The sequence below is a fragment of the Streptococcus sp. 714 genome, from assembly GCF_013277115.1.
GTDB lineage: Bacteria > Bacillota > Bacilli > Lactobacillales > Streptococcaceae > Streptococcus.
The window spans coordinates 15,339-35,339 of record NZ_VMMH01000020.1; the positions used below are offsets into that span (position 1 = coordinate 15,339).

Annotated in this window: 26 protein-coding genes; all 26 read left to right on the top strand. The window is 41.4% G+C overall.

All coding sequences use genetic code 11. The annotated features are described in order from the left end of the window. Positions 1 to 210: 210 nt before the first annotated feature. Positions 211 to 879: a type II CAAX endopeptidase family protein gene (locus HT718_RS07690; protein ID WP_173268088.1), complete on the top strand. Its 669-nt coding sequence runs from the start codon at positions 211 to 213 to the stop codon at positions 877 to 879. A gap of 60 nt (positions 880 to 939) precedes the next feature. Then, positions 940 to 1,344 (top strand): immunity protein, encoded by a 405-nt coding sequence (locus HT718_RS07695; protein WP_173268089.1) that lies wholly within the window; start codon positions 940 to 942, stop codon positions 1,342 to 1,344. Between the two features lie 82 nt (positions 1,345 to 1,426). After that, positions 1,427 to 1,810: an immunity protein gene (locus HT718_RS07700; RefSeq protein ID WP_173268090.1), complete on the top strand. Its 384-nt coding sequence runs from the start codon at positions 1,427 to 1,429 to the stop codon at positions 1,808 to 1,810. Between the two features lie 51 nt (positions 1,811 to 1,861). Beyond that, positions 1,862 to 2,551: a CPBP family intramembrane glutamic endopeptidase gene (locus HT718_RS07705; protein WP_173268091.1), complete on the top strand. Its 690-nt coding sequence runs from the start codon at positions 1,862 to 1,864 to the stop codon at positions 2,549 to 2,551. A 210-nt stretch (positions 2,552 to 2,761) separates the two neighbouring features. After that, a complete protein-coding gene (locus HT718_RS07710; RefSeq protein ID WP_173268092.1) occupies positions 2,762 to 2,989 on the top strand; it encodes a Blp family class II bacteriocin in 228 nt (75 codons plus the stop codon). 14 nt (positions 2,990 to 3,003) lie between these two features. Further along, on the top strand, positions 3,004 to 3,324 hold the full coding sequence (locus HT718_RS07715) for a role in replication (RefSeq protein WP_173268093.1): 321 nt from the start codon (positions 3,004 to 3,006) through the stop codon (positions 3,322 to 3,324). Between the two features lie 28 nt (positions 3,325 to 3,352). Beyond that, positions 3,353 to 4,042 (top strand): CPBP family intramembrane glutamic endopeptidase, encoded by a 690-nt coding sequence (locus HT718_RS07720; RefSeq protein ID WP_173268094.1) that lies wholly within the window; start codon positions 3,353 to 3,355, stop codon positions 4,040 to 4,042. Positions 4,043 to 4,082: 40 nt separating this feature from the next. After that, on the top strand, positions 4,083 to 4,331 hold the full coding sequence (gene blpZ, locus HT718_RS07725; protein ID WP_173268095.1) for an immunity protein BlpZ: 249 nt from the start codon (positions 4,083 to 4,085) through the stop codon (positions 4,329 to 4,331). Positions 4,332 to 4,360: 29 nt separating this feature from the next. After that, on the top strand, positions 4,361 to 4,972 hold the full coding sequence (locus HT718_RS07730) for a type II CAAX endopeptidase family protein (RefSeq protein WP_173268096.1): 612 nt from the start codon (positions 4,361 to 4,363) through the stop codon (positions 4,970 to 4,972). Positions 4,973 to 5,131: 159 nt separating this feature from the next. After that, positions 5,132 to 5,926, top strand: a complete 795-nt coding sequence (locus HT718_RS07735) for a phosphotransferase family protein (protein ID WP_000363005.1) — start codon at positions 5,132 to 5,134, stop codon at positions 5,924 to 5,926. After that, positions 5,923 to 6,558, top strand: a complete 636-nt coding sequence (trmB, locus tag HT718_RS07740; protein WP_001266094.1) for a tRNA (guanosine(46)-N7)-methyltransferase TrmB — start codon at positions 5,923 to 5,925, stop codon at positions 6,556 to 6,558. The genes HT718_RS07735 and trmB overlap by 4 nt, the downstream gene beginning before the upstream one ends. 99 nt (positions 6,559 to 6,657) lie before the next feature. Continuing rightward, positions 6,658 to 7,164 (top strand): ribosome maturation factor RimP, encoded by a 507-nt coding sequence (gene rimP / locus HT718_RS07745; protein ID WP_345890263.1) that lies wholly within the window; start codon positions 6,658 to 6,660, stop codon positions 7,162 to 7,164. A gap of 43 nt (positions 7,165 to 7,207) precedes the next feature. Continuing rightward, on the top strand, positions 7,208 to 8,344 hold the full coding sequence (nusA, locus tag HT718_RS07750) for a transcription termination factor NusA (protein ID WP_033676254.1): 1,137 nt from the start codon (positions 7,208 to 7,210) through the stop codon (positions 8,342 to 8,344). Between the two features lie 21 nt (positions 8,345 to 8,365). Continuing rightward, positions 8,366 to 8,659 (top strand): YlxR family protein, encoded by a 294-nt coding sequence (locus HT718_RS07755; protein ID WP_000857562.1) that lies wholly within the window; start codon positions 8,366 to 8,368, stop codon positions 8,657 to 8,659. Continuing rightward, positions 8,652 to 8,951, top strand: a complete 300-nt coding sequence (locus HT718_RS07760) for a YlxQ-related RNA-binding protein (RefSeq protein WP_084354586.1) — start codon at positions 8,652 to 8,654, stop codon at positions 8,949 to 8,951. The genes HT718_RS07755 and HT718_RS07760 overlap by 8 nt, the downstream gene beginning before the upstream one ends. A 16-nt stretch (positions 8,952 to 8,967) precedes the next feature. Further along, positions 8,968 to 11,769: a translation initiation factor IF-2 gene (gene infB / locus HT718_RS07765; protein WP_173268097.1), complete on the top strand. Its 2,802-nt coding sequence runs from the start codon at positions 8,968 to 8,970 to the stop codon at positions 11,767 to 11,769. A 250-nt stretch (positions 11,770 to 12,019) separates the two neighbouring features. Further along, on the top strand, positions 12,020 to 12,370 hold the full coding sequence (gene rbfA, locus HT718_RS07770; protein WP_001273601.1) for a 30S ribosome-binding factor RbfA: 351 nt from the start codon (positions 12,020 to 12,022) through the stop codon (positions 12,368 to 12,370). Between the two features lie 204 nt (positions 12,371 to 12,574). Then, positions 12,575 to 12,757, top strand: a complete 183-nt coding sequence (locus HT718_RS07775) for a hypothetical protein (protein WP_173268098.1) — start codon at positions 12,575 to 12,577, stop codon at positions 12,755 to 12,757. Positions 12,758 to 13,022: 265 nt separating this feature from the next. Beyond that, a complete protein-coding gene (locus HT718_RS07780; protein ID WP_000368739.1) occupies positions 13,023 to 13,256 on the top strand; it encodes a DUF1858 domain-containing protein in 234 nt (77 codons plus the stop codon). Continuing rightward, a complete protein-coding gene (locus HT718_RS07785) occupies positions 13,256 to 14,590 on the top strand; it encodes a DUF438 domain-containing protein (RefSeq protein ID WP_173268099.1) in 1,335 nt (444 codons plus the stop codon). The genes HT718_RS07780 and HT718_RS07785 overlap by 1 nt, the downstream gene beginning before the upstream one ends. Before the next feature lie 9 nt (positions 14,591 to 14,599). Further along, on the top strand, positions 14,600 to 14,854 hold the full coding sequence (locus tag HT718_RS07790) for a DUF1912 family protein (protein WP_000119707.1): 255 nt from the start codon (positions 14,600 to 14,602) through the stop codon (positions 14,852 to 14,854). A 95-nt stretch (positions 14,855 to 14,949) separates the two neighbouring features. Next, positions 14,950 to 15,345, top strand: a complete 396-nt coding sequence (locus HT718_RS07795) for a helix-hairpin-helix domain-containing protein (protein ID WP_000038631.1) — start codon at positions 14,950 to 14,952, stop codon at positions 15,343 to 15,345. Between the two features lie 283 nt (positions 15,346 to 15,628). Beyond that, complete coding sequence (locus HT718_RS07800; RefSeq protein WP_173268100.1) at positions 15,629 to 16,207, top strand: flavin reductase family protein; 579 nt, start codon at positions 15,629 to 15,631, stop codon at positions 16,205 to 16,207. Further along, on the top strand, positions 16,194 to 16,754 hold the full coding sequence (locus HT718_RS07805) for a GNAT family protein (protein WP_173268101.1): 561 nt from the start codon (positions 16,194 to 16,196) through the stop codon (positions 16,752 to 16,754). The genes HT718_RS07800 and HT718_RS07805 overlap by 14 nt, the downstream gene beginning before the upstream one ends. Beyond that, complete coding sequence (locus HT718_RS07810) at positions 16,754 to 17,332, top strand: AAA family ATPase (RefSeq protein ID WP_173268102.1); 579 nt, start codon at positions 16,754 to 16,756, stop codon at positions 17,330 to 17,332. Before HT718_RS07805 ends, HT718_RS07810 begins: the two co-directional genes overlap by 1 nt. After that, positions 17,325 to 19,976 (top strand): valine--tRNA ligase, encoded by a 2,652-nt coding sequence (locus tag HT718_RS07815; protein ID WP_173268103.1) that lies wholly within the window; start codon positions 17,325 to 17,327, stop codon positions 19,974 to 19,976. The genes HT718_RS07810 and HT718_RS07815 overlap by 8 nt, the downstream gene beginning before the upstream one ends. Positions 19,977 to 20,001: the final 25 nt, after the last annotated feature.

The window sequence follows — 20,001 nt, forward strand, 5'->3', positions numbered from 1 at the left end:
GCTTGCTTTTTAAATTTTTTAACAATTCAAGAGGTTTTGATGATCATTTATGATTTGAGTGATCCAAGGTCAAAACGAGTGCTATACTAACAGTGTAAAGGTTAAAGCAGGAAGTATGATAAATCACAAGTTAAGGAAGCGGTGGCTTCGTTCGTGGAAGTAGTAAATTAGAAAAAATATCTTGTTAAGGAGTTGAAAAAAGAACAAACTATGAAAAAAACGATTTCTATCTTTAAAAAAATAATTACTTGTTTTTTATTTACTTTTGCTATTCAAGTTGTACCATTAACTGTTGTGAGACAATTTTATGACGGAGTGATAGGAGATGTGTTCAGTGTTGGTGTCTTCTTTCTATCTTTCTTTATATGCTTAACCATTCTTGTATATCTTATTAAGAGCTGGGGTGATGAGACTACTTTAGATTGCTTGCCAATCAAATGGGTAGAATTGAAATGGATTGTTCTTGCTTATCTGGCTAATCTGGTTTTAGTAGTTGGTTTTATATTTTTCACGACCGTTCTTGGAAAAGTCCATGATAATACAAGTTCTTTAAACTTTTTTCAACATTTGGAAACAAGTGGTTTCTTGTACATAGTTCTATTCTGGTTGTCAACTACTTTCACTCAACCTCTTTTGGAGGAGATACTCTTTAGAGGAATCATTTTAGGAAGTTTAGAAAAATATTCTCCCATAGTTGCTATTATCTTTTCGGCTGTTCTTTTTGGATTTGCTCATGACGGAGAAATGCTCTCTCAACATCTAGTGTCAGGAATTGTATTAGGAATTTTCTATATAAAGCGGAGAAATCTATATTCCTGTGTAGTTGTACATGGTTTGATGAATGCTACTGTCACCTGTCTCTTTTTTCTGGCTACTTAGGTTTTGAACCGGTGAGTTTGTGTAGTTCTTCGTCTAATAATATATGAAAGGAGAAAAGAAATGAAAACTTTTATTGCTAAAAAACGGAACATCTTTCTTGCAAGATTGTTCCTAGGTCAGTTGCCCTTACTTGTCTCTACTTATCTATTTCTATCTCGTCAGTTTTTAAATTTTTCCTTGGTTTTCCAATTTCTTTTAGTGGTTATTAACTTGGCTTCGACTTTGGTTACTGTTTACCTCACTAGGGAGATGAGGATAAGAGAGTTTGAAGATGATGATTTGGTTAGTCCTAGAACCAATCAACTCATGTTCATAGGCTTGACAGGCTTTATGTCTATTATCTGTTTGTATAGAGGGATTACAGCAGGAGAGTCCTACCAACAACTAATCGCTTATATTGGCGCTATTCTCTGCTTGCTTATCATGCTTTTGCTCATTTGGGGTTTGAAGTATTATAAAAAGTAGCTTTCTATCCTTTTCTGACAGGATATTTGAGTAGAAGGCTCTATTAAATTGTTAGTGAAATAAATGAATAGAGGTATTTAATATGAAATACAGATTATTTCTTGTTATTTTCTTGAGTAGTATGTTGGATATTCTTTTAGGGACATTTTTACAAATCTCTAATGTATCGATTGGGTGGATTGTTCTCTACAGTGGATTATTTGAAGCCGGCGTTTTCCTTCTTGCTAATAAAGGGGTGGCGGTAAAAATCAAGGAAGTAGACATTCGAAACCGCTTTAAATTTATTTTTGGAAAAACCTTATGGTTTCAAATTCTTTTGCTCATCTTTTTGATGGTCAAACTTTATCTTGGTTTGGATGTGAGGTTGATTTTATTCTATGGACATATTTTCATTGTCTTTAATGCCTTAATGTATCTATTATCTAGTAGTCAGGTTAGCCTTAAAAAGAACAAGCTGTCTTCTTAATCTTACAGCAGTAGAGCCTGACAAGGTGAGGTCATAGTAGGGAGGATTTCTATGAAAAAGTATCAGCTTGTTTTCAAAATAAGTGCAGTCTTCTCTTACTTATTTTTCGTATTTGGTCTTTCTCGGCTGACGCTTATTGTTCAAAATTATTGGCAATTTTCTTCCCAGATTGGCAATTTCGTCTGGATTCAAAATCTCTTGAGTTTGCTATTTAGCGGAGTCATGATTTGGATTCTGGTTAAGACAGGTCATGGTTATCTCTTTCACATTCCAAGAAAAAAATGGCTTTGGTATTCGATTTTGACAGTATTAGTGGTAGTGCTCCAGATCTCTTTTAACGTTCAGACAGCTAAACATGTTCAGTCAACTGCTGAAGGTTGGGCTGTATTGATCGGTTATAGTGGAACCAACTTTGCTGAGCTAGGTATCTATATAACTTTGTTCTTTCTGACTCCACTTATGGAAGAGCTAATCTATAGAGGATTACTGCAACACGCCTTTTTTAAGCATTCGAGATTTGGCCTTGATTTGCTTCTTCCGTCAATTTTATTTGCTCTTCCTCATTTTTCAAGCCTGCCTAGTTTGTTAGATATCTTGGTCTTTGCAACATTTGGAATCATCTTTGCCGGTTTGACCCGCTATACCAAGAGCATTTATCCTTCCTATGCGGTGCATGTGATCAATAATATTTTCGCAACATTACCATTTTTGCTGACTTTTTTACATAGGGTATTTAGCTAAAAATAGTAGATTAAAAATAATTATCGATTTTAAGAAGTGAATAATGGAATTTAATATTATTCACTTCTTATTAGTTGATTGGGAAGATTGTACTCTTTGAGTAAATTAAGATGTTTCGATGATAATTCAAGATTTGTATGAAAAACTTTAACAAATAGTGCTATACTGAAATTGTCAAAGTTGCAACAAAACAAAAAAGTAGTATTCGTTATGAATACAAAAACGATGTCACAATTTGAAATGATGGATACTGATATGCTTGCGAAAGTTGAAGGTGGTTTTGGAGGTTGGGGAGATATGATTGCTGGTTTATTGGGTGGGCTAGCACCTTCTCCAACTTTGGATCAATTAAATGGTAAGTGGCCTATTATACATTTTTCAAAACCATGTGGTCCTTATGGTATAGGGGGAACTCCAAACTCATGTAATGGTATTTAAAAAGGATTGAAGCTATGAAGGCAAAATATGGGAATCAAATTGTTGATGTTTGGGAAATTGGTCAAGCAACTCCTAAACCAAGTTGGGTAGAGGAAGCTTTTCAAAAAAATTATATAGTTTGGTTGGATAATCATGTGCGCATTCTAATGGCAGGTCTTAACACTTCTATTGCAACTAATATTAAGTTTGGTCTAGTTGGAACAGTTGGAGGAGGATTCGCTGGTTATGGGATGTATGTTCTTGGTTATCCAGGTGATTATATAGATATCACCAATCATAAAGTTGTTTCTGCTAAAACATTTCACAAAAGTTATCAAATTTTAGAAAATGATTAGATATCATTTAATTGTAATGGAGAAAGCAATGAAAAAACACTCTATTCTTTTCAAAACGAGTGCCATTTTTTCTTATTTATTTTTGTTTTTTGGATTGTTTTGGACAACCCAATTTTGGAGCAATTATTGGGAGTTCTCGTCTTGGGTAGGAAATCTTATCTGGATTCGAAATATCATCAGTGTTCTCTTTATCTGCTTGATGATTTGGATTTTAGTCAGGTCGGGCTATGCTTATCTCTTTCGTATTCCTAGGAAAAAGTGGTTGAGCTATTCTGTCCTGACGGTGTTAGCAGCTGTTGTGCTGATATGCTTTAACTATCTGACAGCTAAACACGTTCAGGGGACCAATGAAGGTTGGAATTTGTTTATTGCCTATAGTGAGACCAATTTTGCGGAGTTTGGTGTTTACTTAACTTTAATAGTACTAGGACCTCTGATGGAAGAATTGGTATGTAGGGGACTGCTTCAACATGCCTTCTTTAAGCATTCGAGATGGGGGCTGGATCTTCTCTTTCCTTCACTCCTATTTTCCTTGCCTCACTTTTCTAGCTTGCCAAGTCTCGCAGATATTTTTGTTTATACGACAGTAGGTTTTCTATTTGCCTGTCTGACACGTTATACGAAGAGTATCTATCCTTCTTACGCGATTCATATTGTTAATAATATTATCGCAAACTTACCATTTTTGCTCACTTTTCTACATAGGGTCTTGGGGTAAAAAATAAAAGGCTTGCTTTTCAGCCATAGAGGAGGTCATCATGTATAAACACTTATTTTTCCTAGATTCAAAAACCTTAGACTGGTTGACACCTTATATTCTAGTCTTGGCTTCTGACACCATTGCATTTAATGTTTTTGTGCTAACCTTTGTATCTGTGGTGGTCTTTTATTTCCTAAATCCTGTGCTATCTTTAATGGCTATCTTCTTAGGGGGTGGCTATGTGGTCGGATTTTGGTTACTCAAATGGTTTGTTTTGGAAAGACTAGAGCTAAAGGATGACTTGTAGGAAGTCTGTTTGGTGAGGAGGATAATTTTATGGAGTTCTTTGATAAATTTCATGCCTTTTGTTTTGGATTTTTAGTATTACTAATCGTCATTACAGTTCCTTATACGATTAACCACGGGGATTTTTTTCAAAATGAGCTTGCATTGATTATTGTAAGTTTTCTAGTAACCTCGCTGAGTGTTGCTTATGCTAGAAAGTTTGAAATGATTTCTTTTGGGATGTTAAGCAAGAAAGAACTTTTGCTTTTCGTTGTAATCTTTCTTCTAAGTGTACTTGAGACACTGGTTTATATTCATTTCTTTGCTGTTTCTTCTGGCGCAGGAGTTCAACACTTGTCGGAAGTCAGCAGAGGAATTTCTCTGTCTTTGATTTTGACTTCCTCAGTTTTTGGACCCATCCAGGAGGAACTCATTTTCAGAGGCCTTCTTCAAGGTGCCGTTTTTGACAATTCTTGGTTAGGGCTTGTGCTAACTTCCTCTCTCTTTTCTTTCATGCATGGACCTTCTAATGTCCCTTCATTTATTTTTTATCTACTTGGGGGCTTGTTACTGGGCTTTGCTTATAAAAAGAGCCAAAACCTATGGGTTTCTACTCTAGTTCACATGTTTTACAATGCTTGGCCACTCTTATATTATTTATAAAAATCATGAAAGGTAAGCAGAAGATAGTGCTTGCCTTTTCTTTCTATAATGATACCTAAGCCAATCCAGAGGCTTTTCTTTGAGAATCGGGTGTGGAGCGGTTGACGAATAGGCTAAAAACTAGTAGAATAGTAAGGAAACTTTATACGGAGGAAAGAAATGGATTTGGGTGATAATGAGCTAACACTGACTCCCATACCTGGGAAAAGTGGCAAGGCTTATATGGGTAGCTATCCTGATGGGAAGCGTATCTTTGTAAAAATGAACACCTCTCCAATCCTACCTGGTCTAGCTAGAGAACAAATTGCTCCACAATTATTATGGAGTCGCCGTTTGGCAGATGGGCGTGATATGTGTGCTCAAGAATGGTTGACAGGCAAGATATTGACCCCCTATGATATGAATCGTAAACAAATCGTCAATATTTTAACCCGTCTTCATCGCTCACGTCCGTTGATGACACAGTTGAGTCGTTTGGGATATGCCATGGAAACACCTGTAGACTTACTACAGTCTTGGCAAGAAACGGCTCCAGATGCTTTGCGTAAAAATCATTTTATCAGTGAAGTGATGGCTGATTTACGTCAGACTATTCCAGGATTTAGAGAGGACTATGCGACCATTGTCCATGGAGATGTACGACATAGTAATTGGATTGAGACAGACAGTGGCTTGATTTATTTGGTAGATTGGGATTCGGTTCGCTTGACCGACCGCATGTTTGATGTGGCTCACATGCTCTGCCATTATATTCCAGAACATCAGTGGAAGGAATGGTTGACCTACTACGGTTACAAGTACAATCAAACGGTATTAAATAAATTGTATTGGTACGGTCAATTGTCTTATTTGAGCCAGATTTCCAAGTATTATATGAACCAAGATTTAGAAAATGTCAATCGGGAGATCCATGGCTTGCGTCACTTCCGAGACAAGTATGGAAAGAGAAGATGAGAGTTAGAAATCGTAAAGGGGCAACAGAATTACTAGAGGCAAATCCCCAGTATGTGGTCCTCAATCCCTTAGAAGCCAAGGGGAAATGGCGGGACCTGTTTGGCAACGACAATCCCATTCATGTGGAAGTTGGAAGTGGAAAGGGTGCTTTTGTTTCAGGTATGGCCAAGCAAAACCCGGACATCAACTATATTGGGATTGATATTCAAAAGTCTGTTTTGAGCTACGCTTTGGACAAGGTGCTTGAAGTTGGAGTGCCTAACATTAAGCTCTTGTGGGTAGATGGTTCTGACTTGACTGACTACTTTGAAGACGGTGAGATTGATCGCTTGTATCTGAATTTTTCAGATCCTTGGCCTAAAAAACGCCATGAAAAGCGTCGTTTGACTTACAAGACCTTCTTGGATACCTTCAAGCGTATCTTGCCTGAAAATGGAGAAATTCATTTCAAGACGGATAACCGTGGCTTGTTTGAGTACAGTTTAGTGAGCTTTTCTCAGTATGGCATGAAGCTCAATGGTGTCTGGCTTGATTTACATGCCAGTGATTTTGAAGGCAATGTCATGACAGAATATGAGCAAAAATTCTCAAACAAGGGTCAAGTTATCTACCGAGTTGAGGCAGAATTTTAAGAAATAGCCTGAAATCAGGCTGTATAAGTGCTTTTGCTTTACATAAGTTGGCAAACGTGCTATACTAAGAGTAAGAATATGAGAAAGTGAGGCGGGGAAATATCTTCGCCTCTTGCTTATGAGGAGGTGGACGCAATCGCAACAATCGTAGAATTAGTCAGAGAAGTTGTAGAACCTGTCATCCAAGCACCGTTCGAACTCGTGGATATCGAGTATGGAAAGATTGGCAGTGACATGATTCTCAGTATTTTTGTAGATAAACCTGAAGGAATTACCTTGAACGACACGGCAGACTTGACAGAAATTATCAGTCCTGTCCTAGATACCATCAAGCCAGATCCCTTCCCAGAACAATATTTCCTAGAAATCACCAGTCCAGGTTTGGAACGTCCTTTGAAAACCAAGGATGCAGTTGCTGGAGCGGTTGGGAAATACATCCATGTCGGGCTCTACCAAGCCATCGATAAGCAAAAGGTCTTTGAAGGAACCTTGGTAGCCTTTGAAGAGGACGAGTTGACCATGGAATATATGGACAAGACACGTAAGAAAACCGTCCAAATTCCATACAGTTTAGTATCAAAAGCACGTTTAGCAGTTAAATTATAGAAAAAGAAAGGATAGCTTTTGAGGATTCAAAAGTGAAGAAAACATGAGTAAAGAAATGCTAGAGGCCTTCCGAATTTTGGAAGAAGACAAGGGAATCAAAAAAGAAGATATCATCGACGCAGTAGTAGAGTCGCTTCGTTCCGCTTATCGCAGACGCTATGGTCAATCAGACAGCGTAGCTATTGACTTCAACGAAAAAACAGGTGACTTTACAGTTTATACTGTCCGTGAAGTTGTTGATGAAGTATTTGATAGCCGTTTGGAAATCAGCTTGAAAGATGCTCTTGCCATTAATTCAGCCTATGAGCTTGGTGACAAAATTAAGTTTGAAGAAGCACCTGCTGAGTTTGGTCGTGTAGCAGCCCAATCTGCCAAACAAACCATCATGGAAAAAATGCGCAAGCAAACACGTGCCATCACCTACAATACTTACAAAGAGCATGAACAAGAAATCATGTCTGGTACGGTAGAACGCTTTGATAACCGTTTCATCTATGTCAACCTTGGCAGCATTGAAGCCCAATTGTCAAAACAAGACCAAATTCCTGGAGAAGTTTTTGCTTCCCATGATCGTATCGAGGTCTATGTCTACAAAGTTGAAGATAACCCTCGTGGTGTGAATGTCTTTGTTAGCCGTAGCCACCCAGAAATGATTAAACGCTTGATGGAGCAAGAGATTCCAGAAGTTTATGACGGAACGGTTGAAATCATGAGTGTGGCTCGTGAAGCTGGTGACCGTACCAAGGTTGCCGTTCGTAGCCACAATCCAAACGTGGATGCTATCGGTACAATCGTTGGACGTGGTGGTGCTAATATCAAGAAGATTACGAGCAAATTCCACCCAGCTCGCTACGATGCTAAGAATGATCGCATGGTACCAATCGAAGAAAATATCGACGTTATCGAGTGGGTAGCAGATCCAGCTGAATTTATCTACAATGCCATCGCTCCTGCTGAAGTTGACCAAGTTATCTTTGACGAAAACGACAGCAAACGTGCCTTGGTGGTTGTACCAGATAACAAGCTTTCTCTTGCCATCGGTCGTCGTGGGCAAAACGTTCGTTTGGCAGCTCACTTGACTGGTTACCGTATCGATATCAAGTCTGCTAGTGAATTTGAAGCCATGGAAGAAGCTGCTTCAGTAGATTTGGAAGCAGAAAACGATACTGTAGAAGAATAAAAGCTGCTAGAGGAGGGAAAGATGAAAACGAGAAAAATCCCTTTGCGCAAGTCTGTTGTATCCAATGAAGTGATTGATAAGCGTGATTTGCTCCGCATTGTCAAGAATAAGGAAGGACAAGTCTTTATCGATCCGACAGGCAAGGCTAATGGTCGCGGCGCTTACATCAAGCTAGACAATGCAGAAGCCCTAGAGGCGAAAAAGAAGAAGGTCTTTAACCGCAGCTTTAGCATGGAAGTGGAAGAAAGCTTTTATGACGAGTTGATCGCTTATGTGGATCACAAAGTGAAAAGAAGAGAGTTAGGACTTGAATAAGCAAAAGATAAGCAATCTCTTGGGACTCGCTCAGCGAGCAGGCCGAATCATTTCGGGTGAAGAATTGGTGGTCAAGGCCATTCAAGACGACAAGGCCAAGTTGGTCTTTCTAGCCCATGATGCTGGCCCCAATCTGACCAAGAAGATTCAAGATAAAAGTCATTATTATCAAGTAGAAATTGTAACCGTGTTTTCAACACTGGAATTAAGCATAGCAGTCGGGAAATCAAGAAAGGTTTTGGCTGTGACAGATGCTGGATTTACAAAGAAAATGAGGTCTCTTATGGAATAGAAGAGGAGGACATGATTTGTCTAAGAAAAGATTGTACGAAATCGCAAAAGAACTTGGAAAAGAAAGTAAAGAAGTTGTAGCGCGTGCAAAAGAGTTGGGCTTGGATGTAAAAAGCCACTCATCGAGTGTGGAAGAAGCTGTCGCTGCAAAAATCGCTGCCAGCTTTAAGTCTGCAGCTGCTCCGAAAGCAGAAGCAAAACCGGAAGTACCAAAAGCAGGTGCAGAAAAGAAAGCCGAAAAATCTGAGGTAGCTAAACCAGCTGTAGCCAAGGAAGATGCAAAAGCGGCTGAGCCAGTTGCTCCTAAAACAGAAAAAGCAGCAACGAAACCACAAAGCCGTAATTTCAAGGCTGAGCGTGAAGCCCGTGCTAAAGAGCAGGCAGAACGACGTAAGCAAAACAAGGGCAATAACCGTGACCAACAACAAAACGGCAACCGTCAGAAAAACGATGGCCGTAATGGTGGAAAACAAGGTCAAGGCAACCGTGACAATCGTCGCTTTAATGATCAAGCTAAGAAACAGCAAGGTCAGCAAAATCGTGGAAATGAGCGCCGTCAACAAGAGGACAAACGTCCAAATCAAGCGGCTCCACGTATTGACTTTAAAGCCCGTGCAGCAGCCCTAAAAGCAGAGCAAAATGCAGAGTACGCTCGTTCAAGCGAGGAACGTTTCAAGCAGTATCAAGCGGCTAAAGAAGCCTTGGCTCAAGCTAACAAACGCAAGGAACCAGAGGAAATCTTTGAAGAAGCTGCTAAGTTAGCTGAACAAGCGCAACAAGCACAGCAAGTTCAAGCAGTGGTTGAAGTCGTCCCTGAGAAAAAAGAACCTGCAGTGGATACACGTCGTAAAAAACAAGCTCGACCAGACAAAAATCGTGACGATTATGATCACGAAGAAGATGGTCCTAGAAAACAACAAAAGAATCGAAGTAGTCAAAATCAAGTGAGAAATCAAAAGAATAGTAACTGGAATAACAACAAGAAGAACAAAAAAGGCAATAGCAAGAACAACCGTAATCAGGCTCCAAAACCTGTTACAGAACGTAAATTCCATGAATTGCCAACAGAATTTGAATATACAGATGGTATGACTGTTGCGGAAATCGCAAAACGTATCAAACGTGAACCAGCTGAAATCGTTAAGAAACTTTTCATGATGGGTGTCATGGCCACACAAAACCAATCCTTGGATGGGGAAACAATCGAACTCCTCATGGTGGATTATGGTATCGAAGCCAAACAAAAGGTTGAAGTGGATAATGCCGACATCGAACGTTTCTTTGTCGAAGATGGTTATCTCAATGAAGATGAATTGGTTGAGCGTCCACCAGTTGTAACTATCATGGGACACGTTGACCACGGTAAAACAACCCTCTTGGATACTCTTCGTAACTCTCGTGTTGCGACAGGTGAAGCAGGAGGTATCACTCAGCATATCGGTGCCTACCAAATCGTGGAAAATGGTAAGAAGATTACTTTCCTTGATACACCAGGACACGCGGCCTTTACATCGATGCGTGCGCGTGGTGCTTCTGTTACCGATATTACCATCTTGGTTGTAGCGGCTGACGACGGGGTTATGCCTCAAACTATCGAAGCCATCAACCACTCAAAAGCGGCCAACGTTCCAATTATCGTAGCCATCAACAAGATTGATAAACCAGGTGCCAACCCAGAACGTGTTATCGGTGAATTGGCAGAGCATGGAGTTATGTCAACGGCTTGGGGTGGAGATTCTGAATTTGTTGAAATCTCGGCTAAATTCAATCAAAACATTGAAGAATTGTTGGAAACAGTCCTTCTTGTGGCTGAAATCCAAGAACTCAAGGCAGACCCAACAGTTCGTGCTATTGGTACAGTTATCGAAGCACGCTTGGATAAAGGAAAAGGTGCGGTCGCAACCCTTCTTGTTCAACAAGGTACCTTGAATGTCCAAGACCCAATCGTTGTCGGAAATACCTTTGGTCGTGTCCGTGCTATGACTAATGACCTTGGTCGTCGTGTGAAGGTTGCTGGACCATCAACACCAGTTTCTATCACAGGTTTGAACGAAGCACCAATGGCGGGTGACCACTTTGCCGTTTACGAAGATGAAAAATCTGCGCGTGCAGCCGGTGAAGAGCGTGCCAAACGTGCCCTCATGAAACAACGCCAAGCTACTCAACGTGTCAGCCTTGAAAACCTCTTTGATACGCTTAAAGCTGGTGAACTTAAGTCAGTTAACGTTATCATCAAGGCCGACGTACAAGGTTCTGTTGAAGCCCTTTCTGCCTCACTTCAAAAAATCGATGTGGAAGGTGTCAAAGTGACCATCGTCCACTCAGCAGTCGGTGCCATCAACGAATCTGACGTAACCCTTGCCGAAGCTTCAAATGCTTTCATCGTTGGTTTCAACGTACGCCCTACACCACAAGCTCGTCAACAAGCAGAAGCTGACGATGTAGAAATCCGTCTCCACAGCATTATCTATAAGGTTATCGAAGAGATGGAAGAAGCTATGAAAGGGATGCTTGATCCAGAATTCGAAGAAAAAGTTATCGGTGAAGCAGTTATTCGTGAAACCTTCAAGGTGTCTAAAGTGGGAACTATCGGTGGATTCATGGTTATCAACGGTAAGGTTACCCGTGACTCTAAAGTTCGTGTTATCCGTGACGGTGTTGTTATCTATGATGGCGAACTCGCAAGCTTGAAACACTACAAAGACGACGTCAAAGAAGTTACAAATGGTCGTGAAGGTGGATTGATGATTGACGGCTACAATGATATCAAGACTGATGATGTGATTGAGGCGTATGTCATGGAAGAAATCAAGAGATAAGATTTTTGCTCCTTTCTTAGGTGGTGAGGGACGCAAGCAAACCGATGGTTTCATTGCTTATTTTTGAGCCTAGGGTCTCAAAAATCCCCTGTGATGGGACTGATAAATCAGTTCCATCACTTTCACCACGGCGAAAGAAGCAGATGATTTCAAATTGAACTTCGTTCCAATTTGAAATGAAAATCAATAAATTTAAAAATAGCTAGGTCTGCTGGCCTAGCTTTTGGTTCAAAGTAGAGAAAGGAATATCATGGCAAATCATTTCCGTACGGATCGTGTGGGCATGGAAATCAAGCGTGAAGTCAATGAGATTTTGCAAAAGAAAGTCCGTGATCCGCGTGTCCAAGGCGTGACCATCACAGATGTTCAGATGCTAGGTGACTTGTCTGTTGCTAAGGTTTACTACACCATTTTGAGTAACCTTGCTTCAGATAACCAGAAAGCTCAAATCGGGCTTGAGAAAGCAACTGGTACTATCAAACGTGAACTTGGTCGCAATTTGAAATTGTACAAAATCCCAGATTTGACCTTCGTCAAAGACGAATCCATCGAATATGGGAATAAGATTGACGAGATGCTACGCAATCTGGATAAGAACTAAAGAAGAGGGGTAACCCTCTTTTTTGTGGAGGAAATGACTACAAAGCATGCTGGGAATCTTTCTAGAATTAAACATTATTAAAAAGCTTTATTAAATTTAGCTTGTATGATAGTATAGGAATTAGAAAGAGTAAATTTCACAGAAATGGCCAGCAAGACTGGTATCGTTAATATTTTAAAGTGTAGCTAAAAGAGGAAAGAGAATATGGGGCCTATCAAAGCTTTGGCTAAAACTTATGGGAATTACTTTTTGACCATGCAAGGTGTAAAAGTAATGAAAACGATAAAGAAAGATGACCATGCCGTTATCGGTCTGGGGAAACTTTTTATTGCAGACAAGTTAGTGGATACGGCTCAGTGGCTCATCAAGCCAGAGGAGAGAGAATGAAATTTTTCTGGGCAATTCTTGCCATTATTTTTATCAAACCGATTATTGGAATTGTGAAATTCTTTTGGATGATCATCTCTTTTGCAGTCCAATTGCTGTTTTACAAGCTATTATTTAAGCTATTGGATTGGCTCTTTAAACTTATTTAGATGGTAATCCAAGTCGCAGTGAACTAGCAGGAACTCTTCTGCTAGTTTTTTAATCTCTCTCCATATGGTATAATATAAGCAGTAAAATCATTTTAGAACATTCAGTGGAGGTCGTCATGGACAATATCATCGATGTGTCAATTCCTGTTGCAGAAGTGGTGGATAAGCATCCAGAAGTCTTGGAAATCCTAGTGGAGCTCGGTTTTAAACCTCTAGCCAATCCCTTGATGCGCAACACAGTCGGTCGCAAAGTATCGCTTAAGCAGGGTTCTAAGCTTGAAGGAACTCCTATGGACAAGATTGTCCGCACACTGGAAGCAAATGGCTACGAAGTGATTGGATTAGACTAATGGCAGATGAACGGATTCATGTCCTGCGGGATATTTTGTTAGAATTGCATAATGGTGCCTCTCCTGAGTCGGTTCAGGAGCGTTTTGATGCGACCTTTGCGGGTGTCTCAGCCATAGAGATTTCCCTTATGGAACACGAGCTGATGAACTCAGACTCAGGTGTCACCTTTGAAGATGTCATGGAGCTCTGTGATGTCCATGCTAATCTTTTTAAAAATGCTGTTAAGGGTGTCGAAGTTGCAGATACTGAGCACCCAGGTCACCCAGTTCGCGTCTTCAAGGATGAAAATCTGGCACTCCGCGCTGCCTTGATTCGCATTCGGAGATTGTTAGATACTTATGAGTCGATGGAAGACGAGGAAATGCTGGCAGAGATGCGCAAGGGTTTGGTCCGTCAAATGGGCCTTGTCGGTCAATTTGATATCCATTACCAGCGCAAGGAAGAACTCTTCTTTCCTATCATGGAGCGCTATGGGCACGATTCGCCTCCGAAAGTTATGTGGGGAGTGGATGACCAGATCAGAGAACTCTTTCAGATAGCTCTAGCGACAGCTAAGTCATTACCAGAAGTGCCGATTAGCAGTGTAAAGGAAACTTTCGAAGCTTTTGCGACAGAGTTTGAAAGTATGATTTTCAAGGAAGAGTCTATCCTTCTCATGATTCTCCTTGAGTCCTTCACTCAGGATGACTGGCTTCAGATTGCGGAGGAGAGTGATGCTTATGGCTATGCCATCATCCGTCCGTCTGAAAAATGGGTGCCAGAAAGACAGAGTTTTGTTGAGGAAAAGAGCACAGAGGAGCCTATTCAGCTAGAAACGGCAGAGGGGCAAGTTCAGCAAGTTATCGATACGCCAGAAGGCCAGTTCACCATTACCTTTACCCCTAAGGAAAAGGAAGCAGTGCTGGATCGCCATAGTCAACAGGCCTTTGGCAATGGCTATCTCTCGGTCGAGCAGGCTAATCTCATCCTCAATCACCTCCCTATGGAGATCACCTTTGTCAATAAAGACGACATTTTCCAGTATTACAATGACAATGCGCCAGCTGATGAGATGATTTTCAAACGGACACCTTCCCAAGTTGGGCGTAATGTCGAACTTTGCCATCCGCCTAAGTATTTGGACAAGGTCAAGACTATTATGAAGGGACTTCGTGAGGGGACCAAGGACAAGTATGAGATGTGGTTCAAGTCTGAGTCGCGAGGTAAGTTTGTTCATATCACCTATGCCGCAGTACACGATGAGAACGGAGAGTTTCAGGGTGTGTTGGAGTATGTTCAGGATATCCAGTCCTACCGAGAGATTGACACGGATTATTTCCGTGGATTAGAATAAGGAGAAAAAATGAGTTACGAACAAGAATTTATGAAGGAATTTGAAGCCTGGGTCAATACCCAGATTATGATTAACGACATGGCGCACAAGGAAAGTCAAAAAGTCTACGAAGAGGACCAAGACGAGCGTGCCAAAGATGCTATGATTCGCTACGAAAGCCGCTTGGATGCTTATCAGTTCTTGCTTGGAAAATTTGAAAATTTCAAGGCAGGTAAGGGATTCCATGATCTACCAGAAGGCTTGTTTGGTGAGAGAAATTATTAAACGAGATAGATTCTTGATTTTTTACTAAAATCTTGATAGAATATTTATATTAAATCCTTGTCAGAGCAGGGGTTTTTTATTGAAAGGATTTTATCATGTCAAAGAAACTCAATCGTAAAAAACAATTACGAAATAGCCTCCGTCGCGCAGGTGCCTTTTCAAGTACTGTGACTAAGGTTGTAGAAGAGACAAAGAAAGTCGTAAAACGTGCAGAGCAGTCAGCAAGTGAAGCTGGTAAGGCTGTTTCTAAAAAAGTTGAACAAGCAGTAGAGGCTACCAAAGAGCAAGCTCAAAAAGTAGCTAATTCTGTAGAAGATTTTGCAGCTAACCTAGGTGGACTTCCACTTGACCGTGCCAAAACTTTCTATGATGAAGGAATTAAGTCTGCTTCAGATTTTAAAAACTGGACTGAAAAAGAACTCCTTGCCTTGAAAGGAATCGGTCCAGCTACCATCAAGAAATTGAAAGAAAATGGCATCAAGTTCAAGTAATCTTTCTTGTGCCTTGCATTTCCGAAAAAATCTTGCTACAATAGAGCCATTAGAGGTGTTTTGAATCCCACATTTTACAGAAAGTGGCGGTGCTGAGAAATCCACAAATGTGTCAAAACTAGTTGCTAATGGATGAAAAATTGAAATAAAAGTGTCTTTTTGTTTTAAAGACGAGAGTTGCGGGCAACTGCCCGAAATTGGGTGGTACCGCGGATAAATACATTCGTCCCTGTCATGTAGATGGCAGGGCTTTTCTTTTGCGTCTTAGTCAAAGGAGGTTGTTATGAAGCAATCTTTTAGAACAAGTAAACTCTACTATGGTTTTCCTATTTTCATTTTGGGGTATCAGGACCAGAACTTTTGGCACAATATTACGACCTGTAGCTCCTCCTATAGCTTGGGAGATTGGCTAGTCATCGGTGTTGGAGCTGAGGAAAATGCGGCTGAGCAAATCAAGCATTACCAGAAGTTTACTGTGAATATTCCTGATGAAAATCTCATGCTTGAGATGGAGCAGGCTGGTTTTATCAGTCATCGAGAGAAATTGAAATATCTGGGGCTAGATTACGAGATTTCTGAACAGACTCAGGCACCGATTTTAAAGGGCTGTCCAGTCGTATTGGATTGTCAGGTAGATCGGATTATCGAGGAAGATGGAATCTGTCATATCTTTGCCAAGATTATCGAACGACTAGCTAATCCAGAACTTTTGGATGACAAGGGGAATTTTAAAAATGACCGTTTTGCGCCGATTTACTTTATGGGGGATGGCCGCCAGCGCGTTTATCGCTATTTAGATGACCGAGTAGACCCTATGGGGAGCTTCATCAAGAAAGCGAGGAAGAACGATGACAAGAGCTGAGTTGCCAGATAAAATCGAAACAGAACGTCTCGTTTTACGAGTCCGCACAGTGGCGGATGCTGAGGATATCTTTGACTATGCTAGTCGTCCGGAAGTCTCTTACCCAGCAGGCTTTCTACCCGTCAAGACCTTGGAAGATGAGGTTTACTATCTAGAGCATATTCTTCCTGAGCGAAATGAAAAGGACAATCTCCCAGCTGGTTACGGCATAGTGGTTAAAGGGACCGATAAGGTCATTGGTTCTGTTGACTTCAATCATCGCCATGAAGATGATATTCTTGAAATCGGCTATACCTTGCACCCGGACTATTGGGGCCGTGGTTATGTGCCAGAAGCTGCGCGTGCCTTGATTGATCTAGCTTTTAAAGAACTTGGTCTTCACAAGATTGAACTAACTTGCTTTGGATATAACCTTCAAAGTCAACGAGTCGCGGAAAAGCTTGGCTTTACCCTCGAAGCTCGCATAAGAGACCGCAAAGATGCTCAAGGAAACCGCTGTGGCAGTCTGATATATGGCTTGCTGAGGAGTGAGTGGGAGGTAATTTGATGCATCTTTTCATCATTGGGGCTCCAGCTTCTGGGAAAATGACGATTGGTCAAGAACTGTCTCGACTGACGGCTTCTACCCTCTTTTATAACCATCAAGCCATTGATTTTGCACTAGAAATCTATCAGGACTACACAGAGGAGATGTGGGAATTTGTTCGTGGAATTACCTTTTCTTTCCTTGGAGCTAGTGCTAGAAATCAGCGATATGTGATTTTAACAGACGTGATTGATTTTTCAAATCAGTACCAGCTGATGTATTTGAAGCAAATTCAAGATTTGTTGAATGACTATCATCAAGAGATTCTTTTTGTTGAATTGGAAACAAGCCTTGAAGAGCGCTTACGTCGAAATCAAACGGAGAATCGATTAAAGCACAAACCCTTAAAACGACATATTAAGGTATCTGAAAGAGAAATTTTAGAGACTGCTGAAACACTTCAATTAAATTCCCAACATCAACCGAATGAGTTGCACCACTACCTTAAAATAAATAATACGGATCTGTCTGCAAAAGAGGTTGCTAAGCAGATTCAAGATAAAATGAAAACAATAGAGAAAGGACAAACACATGTCTAAAGAACTTTCACCTAAATACAATCCAGCCGAGGTTGAGGCTGGTCGTTACCAAAAATGGCTTGAAGCCGATGTCTTCAAGCCTTCAGGCGATCAAAAGGCTAAGCCTTATTCAATCGTGATTCCACCACCAAACGTGACTGGGAAACTTCACCTTGGTCACGCTTGGGATACGACTCTTCAGGATATTATCATCCGTCAAAAACGCATGCAAGGTTTTGATACGCTCTGGCTTCCAGGTATGGACCACGCGGGGATTGCGACTCAGGCTAAGGTTGAGGAGCGCTTGCGTGGTGAAGGCATTTCCCGCTATGACCTTGGTCGTGAAAAATTCTTGGAAAAAGTCTGGGAATGGAAAGACGAATATGCTACTACCATCAAGGAACAATGGGGCAAGATGGGGCTCTCTGTAGACTACTCTCGCGAGCGTTTCACGCTTGATGAAGGTTTGTCAAAAGCTGTTCGCAAGGTCTTTGTGGACCTATACAAGAAAGGGTGGATCTACCGTGGTGAGTTTATCATCAACTGGGACCCAGCAGCTCGCACAGCCTTGTCTGATATTGAGGTTATCCACAAGGACGTCGAAGGTGCCTTCTACCACATGAACTACATGTTAGAAGACGGTTCACGCGCCCTTGAAGTTGCGACTACTCGTCCTGAGACCATGTTTGGGGACGTTGCGGTAGCGGTCAATCCAGAAGACCCACGCTACAAGGACTTGATTGGTAAAAATGTCATCCTTCCAATCGCTAATAAATTGATTCCAATCGTTGGAGATGAGCACGCAGATCCTGAGTTTGGTACTGGTGTCGTAAAAATCACACCTGCTCACGATCCCAACGACTTCTTAGTTGGTCAACGTCATAACTTACCACAAGTCAATGTTATGAACGATGACGGAACTATGAATGACTTGGCCTTCGAATTTGCAGGAATGGATCGTTTTGAAGCTCGTAAGGCAGTCGTTGCTAAGTTGGAAGAAATTGGTGTCCTCGTTAAAATCGAAAAACGTGTCCACAGTGTTGGTCACTCAGAGCGTACAGGTGTTGTGGTTGAACCACGTTTGTCTACGCAATGGTTCGTCAAGATGGACCAATTGGCTAAAAATGCTATTGCCAACCAAGACACAGAGGACAAAGTTGAATTCTATCCACCTCGTTTCAACGATACCTTCCTTCAATGGATGGAAAATGTCCACGACTGGGTTATCTCTCGTCAGCTCTGGTGGGGTCACCAAATCCCTGCTTGGTATAATGCTGAGGGTGAAATGTATGTCGATGAAGAAGCTCCAGAAGGTGACGGATGGACTCAGGACGAAGACGTCTTGGATACTTGGTTCAGTTCTGCCCTTTGGCCATTCTCAACTATGGGCTGGCCAGATGTCGACTCAGCAGACTTCAAACGTTACTTCCCAACGTCAACCTTGGTAACAGGTTACGACATCATCTTCTTCTGGGTGTCTCGTATGATCTTCCAATCCTTGGAATTCACTGGCCGTCAGCCATTCCAAAACGTCCTTATCCACGGTCTTATCCGTGACGAGCAAGGGCGCAAGATGTCTAAGTCACTCGGTAACGGGATTGACCCAATGGATGTTATTGAGAAATATGGTGCCGATGCTCTCCGTTGGTTCCTTTCAAACGGTTCTGCTCCAGGGCAAGACGTGCGCTTCTCTTACGAGAAAATGGATGCCTCATGGAACTTCATTAACAAGATCTGGAACATCTCTCGCTACATCCTCATGAACAATGAAGGTTTGACCCTTGAGCAGGCAACTGCCAATGTCGAAAAAGTTGCCAACAAGGAAGCCGGAAACGTTACAGACCGCTGGATTCTCCACAACCTCAATGAAACCATCGGAAAAGCAACTGCCAACTTTGATAAGTTTGAGTTTGGTGTCGCTGGACACATCCTCTACAACTTCATCTGGGATGAGTTTGCGGACTGGTACGTTGAGTTGACCAAGGAAGTCCTTTATAGCGACAACGAAGAAGAGAAAGTCATCACACGTTCTGTTCTCCTTTACACTCTGGACAAGATCCTTCGTCTCCTTCACCCAATCATGCCATTCGTGACAGAGGAAATCTTTGGACAAATCTCTGAAGGCTCTATCGTTACAGCGGAATACCCAACTGTTAATCCAGCCTTTGAAGACCTTGCTGCCCACACTGGTGTAGAAAGCCTCAAAGACTTGATCCGTGCCGTTCGTAATGCGCGTGCGGAAGTAAACGTAGCACCAAGCAAGCCTATCACCATCCTTGTTAAGACAAGCGATAGTGACTTAGAAGCCTTCTTTAACAGCAATGTCAACTACATCAAACGCTTCACAAATCCAGAACACTTGGAAATCGCATCAACCATCCCTGCACCTGAACTCGCTATGTCAAGCGTTATCACAGGAGCAGAAATCTACTTGCCACTGGCTGATCTCCTCAATGTCGAAGAAGAACTAGCTCGTCTCGACAAGGAACTGGCTAAATGGCAAAAAGAACTGGACATGGTCGGCAAGAAGCTCTCTAACGAACGCTTCGTAGCCAACGCCAAACCAGAAGTCGTCCAAAAAGAACGCGACAAACAAGCCGACTACCAAGCCAAATACGACGCGACCGTAGCACGTATTGATGAGATGAAGAAGTTGGTTAAATAAACACAGAAACACGGTGATGAACCGT